This window comes from Luteibacter sp. (genome assembly GCF_051958795.1).
Classification (GTDB): Bacteria; Pseudomonadota; Gammaproteobacteria; order Xanthomonadales; family Rhodanobacteraceae; genus Luteibacter.
This window is the reverse complement of sequence record NZ_JBQCFT010000170.1, coordinates 1-6,974: the sequence shown is the minus strand read 5'-3', so window position 1 is coordinate 6,974 and position 6,974 is coordinate 1. Positions and strand designations below refer to the sequence as shown.

The 6,974-nt window shown below is 65.8% G+C and carries 8 protein-coding genes; 6 read left to right on the top strand and 2 right to left on the bottom strand.

Translation table 11 applies throughout. The features are described 5' to 3' along the window. Positions 1-105: 105 nt before the first annotated feature. Together ACTHLF_RS08925 and dapA are read right to left on the bottom strand one after the other, a co-directional pair. A complete protein-coding gene (locus tag ACTHLF_RS08925; protein ID WP_440326689.1) occupies positions 106-705 on the bottom strand; it encodes a hypothetical protein in 600 nt (199 codons plus the stop codon). Between the two features lie 38 nt (positions 706-743). Beyond that, positions 744-1,637: a 4-hydroxy-tetrahydrodipicolinate synthase gene (dapA, locus tag ACTHLF_RS08920; protein ID WP_440326692.1), complete on the bottom strand. Its 894-nt coding sequence runs from the start codon at positions 1,635-1,637 to the stop codon at positions 744-746. Positions 1,638-1,724: 87 nt separating this feature from the next. On the opposite strand from dapA, the gene ACTHLF_RS08915 reads away from it, so the two are divergent. The 6 genes from ACTHLF_RS08915 (at position 1,725) to ACTHLF_RS08890 (ending at position 6,732) form a co-directional block, all read left to right on the top strand. Beyond that, entirely contained in the window at positions 1,725-2,375 is a 651-nt protein-coding gene (locus ACTHLF_RS08915) for a glycine cleavage system protein R (protein WP_440326687.1), read from the top strand. A 23-nt stretch (positions 2,376-2,398) separates the two neighbouring features. Beyond that, positions 2,399-2,860 (top strand): peroxiredoxin, encoded by a 462-nt coding sequence (locus tag ACTHLF_RS08910; protein ID WP_440326685.1) that lies wholly within the window; start codon positions 2,399-2,401, stop codon positions 2,858-2,860. A gap of 82 nt (positions 2,861-2,942) precedes the next feature. Further along, positions 2,943-4,331, top strand: coding sequence for a PhoH family protein (locus ACTHLF_RS08905; RefSeq protein ID WP_440326683.1), 1,389 nt, complete (start codon positions 2,943-2,945; stop codon positions 4,329-4,331). Beyond that, positions 4,328-5,104 carry a bifunctional hydroxymethylpyrimidine kinase/phosphomethylpyrimidine kinase gene (gene thiD / locus ACTHLF_RS08900; RefSeq protein ID WP_440326681.1) on the top strand — a complete coding sequence of 259 codons (777 nt, stop codon included), beginning with the start codon at positions 4,328-4,330 and terminating at the stop codon, positions 5,102-5,104. Before ACTHLF_RS08905 ends, thiD begins: the two co-directional genes overlap by 4 nt. Before the next feature lie 64 nt (positions 5,105-5,168). Next, positions 5,169-6,095, top strand: coding sequence for an aspartyl/asparaginyl beta-hydroxylase domain-containing protein (locus ACTHLF_RS08895; RefSeq protein WP_440326690.1), 927 nt, complete (start codon positions 5,169-5,171; stop codon positions 6,093-6,095). A gap of 73 nt (positions 6,096-6,168) precedes the next feature. Next, the gene (locus ACTHLF_RS08890) at positions 6,169-6,732 is read left to right on the top strand and encodes a hypothetical protein (RefSeq protein ID WP_440326680.1); all 564 of its coding nucleotides are present in this window, start codon (positions 6,169-6,171) and stop codon (positions 6,730-6,732) included. Positions 6,733-6,974: the final 242 nt, after the last annotated feature.

Genomic DNA, 6,974 nt, shown 5'->3' with positions numbered 1-6,974 from the left:
GGGCGTCCCCCCCCCCCCCCCCCCGCGCCCCCCCCCCCGCTCCCACAAACAGGCACAAAAAAGGCCGCCCTGCGGCGGCCTTTTCCATTCCGGACAGTGCCGGGATTACTTGACGCCGAGGCGCGACTTCAGCGCGTCGATGACGCGGCGGACGCCGCTGGCATCGCCCTGCGCACGCACTTCGGAACCGGCGCCGCTGGGGTTCACGGTGAGGACCACCGAGTGCTTGTTACCGCCACCCTGCGTTGCCTGCGGGCCGCCCTCGATCGCCTCGTCCGGGTTCTTGTTGCCACCACCGAACATACGCTTGAAGAAGCCCCGCTTCGCCTCCGGCGCACCGGCGGTGGCGGCGATCTGATAGGTGTGGGTGTCATCGTCGTGGGCGGTCACCGAACCGACGTCACCGACCGAAAGAACCTCACCGATGCGCTTGTAGGCGGCATCCGGGGCGTCGGCCAGGATGAAGCCATCCGAGACCGGGGCGGCTGCCGAGGCGCCGGCGGTCGTGCCCGAGCCGGAGCCCGCATCCGGGATGACCAGCGCCGCGCTCGTCGACGGCGTATCCAGGCCCGGCGGGATTTCCAGCGGGGCTTCCTGCTTCGCCTTCTCCCACTGCTTGGTGGAGCGGAACGCGCCGCAGCCGGAAACGACCAGGACGGACAGGAGCAGTGCCGGGACGACCAGCGCGTACGAGGTTTTCTTCATGAACAAAGGTTCCGTTGGAATCCGTTTAATTGGGTTGCTCAGGCGGCAGTCGCCAATGGTGCCAGAGCCGCGAGCGTTTCGCGCACTTTTGCCAGCGCCGGGCCGGGCTCGAGCTCGACCAGGGGCAGGCGGGGCGCCGCCGAACCCAGCCCCAGCAGGGCCAGGCCGGCCTTGACGGGAATGGGGTTCGGCGCACAGTTCAGGGCGTCGATCAGCGGAGCCAGGCGGGCCGCGGCGCTCGCCGTGCGCTCCGCGCTGCCCGAGCGGGCGGCGTCACAGAGTTCACGGAAAGGCCCCGGCACGAGATTGGCCACCACCGAGATGGTGCCCGCGGCGCCGGCCAGCATGGCCTGGTGGGCCGAACCGTCGTCGCCGCTGAGGTAGACGAAATCGGGGCGGATAAGTTCCGCGATGGCACGGATGCGCTCCGCGTCGCCGCGGGCCTCCTTGATGCCGATGATGCCGGGATGATCGCGAAGCACCGCCACGGTTTCCGGGGCGATATCGCAACCCGTGCGCGGCGGCACGTTGTACAGGATGACCGGCAGGCCGCCCTGGTCGGCGACGGCAAGAAAATGCCGGCGCATGCCCTCCTGGGTGGGACGGACGTAGAACGGCGCCACCACCAGGGCGGCATCGGCGCCCAGCTCCTTCGCCAGCCGCGTGGTGGCGATGGTCTTCGCGGTGCCGGCTTCACCCGTACCGGCGATGACCGGGACGCGTTTATCGATGTGCTTCACGGCAAACGCCAGCAGGCGCTTGAACTCATCATGCTCGAGGAAGTGCGATTCACCCGTCGAACCCGCGACGACCACGGCCTGGGTGCCGCCAGCGAGCTGCTGGTCGAGCAGGCGGCCGAACGCGTCGAGATCGAGTGAACCGTCGGCGGCAAATGGAGTTGCCAGCGCGGTGATGCTTCCGGAGATATCCAAGGTGAAACCCATTGAGGAACCAGCCCTTCGCATGTTACCGGGGCGTTTCCGGGGAGTCCATTCGCGCGCGGCGCCCCACGCCGGCCCATGGTGTCTTGCTACTGTCCGATGGCGCCCGTTAAGCTCAACCCAACAGCGACGCCCCGCGCCCCGCGGGCCGCGCCAAGGGTAGTGAAGGCCTTGAATCGTTCCGTAGCACGCAGCGCCGCCGATAACCAGCTACTTGTCTCGACGCTGTCGCCGGCGCACCGCGCGCCCATCCTCGCCCTCGCCAAGCGCATCGCCGACGCCGGCTGCAACCTGGCCGATGCCCGGGTTTCGACCATCGGCAACGATACCTCGGTCATGCTGCTCGCCTCGGGCTCGTGGGATGCCGTGGCCAAGCTCGAGACCGCGGTCGGCAAGCTGGCGCGCGACGAGGAACTGCAGATCGTGCACTACCGCACGACACCGCGCGAACCCACCGCCCACCTGCTGCCTTACCTGGTGGAAGTGATCGCGGCCGACCGGCCCGGCATCCTCGTGAAGATCATCGAGTTCTTCTCGCGCCGCGATATCAGCGTGGAGCAGCTCTCGTCGATGCGCTACCAGGCCATGCAGACCGGCGCTGAAATGTTCCAGGCGCAGATCACCATCGGCATCCCATCCGAAACGCATATCGCCGCGCTCCGCGACGATTTCCTCGAACTGTGCGATGGCCTCAACCTCGATGCCATCATGGACCCCGTGAAGTTCTGACGTAAGGGACGCAGACGTAACGCATGATCGGCAAGGGCAAGAAGGTTCCGAAACTCAAGGGCACGCTCGGCGATGGTTCCTCGCTGGCGCTGTCTTCCCTCTCCGGCCAGTGGGTGGTGGTGTTCTTCTACCCCAAGGACAACACGCCGGGTTGCACCAACGAGGCGAAGGATTTCCGCGACCATTACGCGGCATTCCAGGCCCGCAACGCCGAGGTCATCGGCGTCTCGCGCGACTCGGTCCGCTCGCACGCGAACTACGCTGCGAAGCACGAGCTCCCCTTCCCGCTTGTATCCGACGCCGATGAAGCCTGGTGCCAGGCTTTCGACGTCATCCACGAGAAAGTGCTGTACGGCAAGCGCTACATGGGCGTCGTACGCAGCACCTTTCTCATCGACCCCGACGGCAAGCTGTATGCGGAGTGGCGCGGGGTGAAAATCCCCGGCCATGCGCAGGCCGTCCTTGAGAGCGTTCCCACCGCGTGACGGACACCGCGCCACGCGGCTCCTTCCCCCGGCCACGGCCACATGGCCGGGTTTCGCAACCTCCGCATGAGGTCACTTCCGCATGACCGGAAGCAAGCGCATCTACGCCCTCGACACCAACGTGCTCCTGCACGATCCGACATCGCTGTTCCGTTTCGAGGAACACGACGTCTTCATACCGATGACGGTGCTGGAGGAACTGGACGACAAGAAGAAAGGTGGCTCGGAAGTTTCACGTAACGCGCGCCAGGTCAGCCGTTTCCTCAACGAGCTGATCGAACGTGGCGGCGTGGACGGCCTGAAACAGGGACTCGAGCTCGAGAATCCACAAGGCATCAAGCTCAAGCGCGGCGCGGTGGGCCGCCTGTACTTCCAGCAACGCGCCAGCCATGGCAATGGCAAGGCCGATAACCAGATCCTTGCGTCGGTGATCGATCTCCGTGACCAGTATCCGGATCGCCCGGTCATCCTGGTGACCAAGGACATCAACCTCCGCATCAAGGGCTCGATCTACGGCATCACCGCCGAGGATTACGAGAACGACCGCGCCCTCGACGACTTCGCCCTGCTCTTCACGGGTTCCGACGCCCTGCCCGAGGATTTCTGGAACCTCCACCCGGAGGTCCGGTCGTGGAACGAACGCGGCCGCACGTTCTACGAACTGGAAGTACGCGAAGACGAGCATTGGTATCCGAACCAGTGCCTGTACATGCCGGGCGAAAACGACGTGGAACTGCGCGTGCTCGAACTGCGTGGCCCGGAGGATGCGCAACGCGCCAAGCTCGTCCTGCTCGATGACCATACCCATGCCGCACATGGCGTCTGGGGCATCGCCGCGCGCAACCGCGAGCAGAACTTCGCGATGAACCTGCTGATGGATCCCGACGTGGATTTCGTCACGCTGCTCGGCACCGCCGGCACGGGCAAGACGCTCCTTGCGCTCGCCGCCGGCCTGGCCCAGGTGATGGACCAGCAGCGTTACCGCGAAATCATCATGACCCGCGCGACGGTATCGGTCGGCGAAGACATCGGCTTCCTTCCCGGCACGGAAGAGGAAAAGATGACCCCGTGGATGGGCGCGCTCACCGATAACCTCGAGGTGCTCGCCAATCCGGAGGAAGGCGGTTCGTGGGGCCGCCAGGCCACCAACGACCTGCTCGCCTCGCGCGTGAAGATCCGTTCGCTGAACTTCATGCGCGGCCGCACGTTCCTCAGCCGTTACCTCATCATCGACGAGGCGCAGAACCTGACGCCGAAGCAGATGAAGACGCTGATCACCCGTGCGGGCCCGGGCACCAAGATCGTGTGCCTCGGCAACGTCGAGCAGATCGACACGCCGTACCTCACCGAAACCACCTCGGGCCTGACCTATGCGGTGGATCGCTTCAAGATGTGGGCGCATTCCGGCCACATCACCCTGAAGCGCGGCGAGCGTTCGCGACTGGCCGATTTCGCCTCCGAAGCGTTGTGACGAAGGCCAGACCCAACACCCTCACCATCGCCGGAAGCGATTCCGGCGGTGGTGCGGGGATCCAGGCCGACCTCAAGACCTTCCATTCGCTGGGTACGTACGGGCTCACCGCGATCACCGCCGTCACCTCGCAAAACACGCGCGGCGTCACCGCCGTGCACACGCTGCCGCTTGCCCACGTGCGTAGCCAGATCGATGCGGTCTTTGCCGATTTCCCGATCGCTGGCGTGAAAACCGGCATGCTCGGCAGCGCCGCCGTCACGCGCCTCGTCGCGAAGGAAATGGCCTCGCGGCAACCCGCGTGGCTCGTGGTCGATCCGGTGATGGTCGCGACCAGCGGCGCGCGGCTGCTCAACGAGGATGCGCTGGAGGCGCTCGTGACGCGCCTGATCCCGCTCGCCGACATCCTCACACCCAACCTCCCGGAGGCCGAGGCGTTGCTCGGCCGCCCGATCGGCAAGGCGTTCGACGAAGCCGGGGCCGACCTGCTCGCCATGGGCGCGGGCGGCGTGCTGCTCAAGGGCGGCCACGCAGGCGGACGCGACATCGTCGATCGTTACTACGATGCGAACGGCGTGCTGGCCTTCCGCCATGCCCGCCTGCCCTTCGAGGGCCACGGCAGCGGCTGCACGCTCGCTTCGGCCGTGACGGCCCACCTGGCACGGGGCAAATCGCCGCATGCGGCTGTCAGGGCCGCCATTTCCTGGCTGGAAAAGGCATTCCGCGGCGCCTGGCGGCCAGGCGGTGGCGCCAGCCACGTGCTGGCCCACTGAGGCAGGAGTAAACTAGGCGGGTCCTTTTGAGTGCAACCCCATGAATCTCCTCGGGCCCCGCTTCATCGTCCTGTACGTGCTGATCCTCTTCACGCTCTGCGTGTTGCTGGTGCACCTGCGCGGCCGCTCGCGCCTGCGCTTCGATCGCCAGCTTGTCGATCACTCGGCACTCTTTGCGCCGTACAACCTGCTGATGTATGCCTTCTCGGCCGTGCCAGCCCGCCCGATCCTCGACCGCGCGGGCTTTCCCCAGCTCGACCTGCTGCAGAACAACTGGCAGACGATCCGCGAGGAGGCCATGCACCTTTTCGACGAGGGCTATATCCGCTCGGCGGAGAAGCACAACGACGCCTCGTTCAACTCATTCTTCAAGCAGGGCTGGAAGCGCTTTTACCTGAAGTGGTACGGGGAGCCGCTCGCTTCGGCCGAGGCGCTATGCCCGGAAACGGTGAAGCTGCTGAACTCGATCCCGAGCGTGAAGGCTGCCATGTTCGCGCTGTTGCCGCCGGGCAGCCGGCTGAACCCGCATCGCGATCCGTTCGCCGGCTCGCTGCGCTACCACCTCGGCCTGATCACGCCCAACTCCGATGATTGCCGCATCTTCGTCGATGGCGAAATGCACGCCTGGCGCGACGGCAAGGACGTCGTCTTCGACGAAACCTACGTGCACTGGGCCGAGAACCGCACCGACCAGACCCGCGTCATCCTTTTCGCCGATGTCGAGCGCCCGCTCAAATTCGGCCTGATGACGGCGATCAACAAGCGCGTAGGCGCCTTCATGGGCTCGATCACCGCCTCGCCGAACAGCGACGACGGCAAGGAGCAGGTCGGCTTCGTCAACCGCATGTTTGCCCTCAACCAGCGTGGCCGCGACCGCACGCGCAGGTTCAAGAAGGCGAACCCGAAGCTGTTCCGCGTGATCAAGTACATCGGCATCGTGGTGATGGTCTGGCTGGTGTTCCTGGCGCCCTACCCCTTCTTCCGGGGTTAAAGAAGATTTCACACGCCGCGATTCCTTGCGGGGTGATACTCCAGCCGGGGTGAGCCTGCATGGAGAAACGGGCATGAAACGGTTCGGCTGGTTCCTGGCTTTACTGATTCCCATGGCTGCGACGGCGGCTGAGAAGCCCGTGCATACGCCGCCACCGGGCACGCCACCCATGGCCGTGGCGCCCGCTTCGAACACACCATTGGACCTGGCTCCCGTCGTGGACCAGCTCGTCGCGAGCCTGACCACGGACTCCCGCACGCAGGCCAGGTCGTTCCGGATGCTGATGGGCCTGGGCAGGCCGGCGGTGCCTTATATCGTTGCCCACCTGGGTGATAGCCGGTCGTTACCCGAGCAGTCGATCTGGGTGCAGGCGCCGACGGGCCGCGCCGATACGCAGTACCACCCGTGGTACGTGCACGATGGGTTGCTGGCGGTGCTGAAGGAAATCACCGGGTTTTCGCGGGCGCCGTTGACGGGACATCTTTTGCCTTCGCAGCGGGCGAAGAGCGTGCGCAAGTGGGTGACGTTCTGCGTCGAGCGCTATCCGGCGCAGGCGGCTGTCTGCCAGCGTGCGCTGCAGAACACGTCGATCACGGACAACGGCACACCACCACAGATCGCCTCGCGCGAGCCCTGACGATAGGGCTCGCCTTCGGCCTCGCGCTATCGAATCGGTCCATTCGCTGAGCGCGAATGCATGTGACCAGCGGCTTGCGCCGCCTCGCGCTCGGACGTCTATGGAAAGAGGCCTTGGGGCCCACCCTCGCTGCTCAGACAGGTCCTCCGCGTTCGTAAAGGAGTGCGCCTCCGGCGCAAATGTACTTATTGGCCTACGGCCGCTCTCTTGTGCGGAACTCGCCTCGAGGGTGGGCCCCAAGA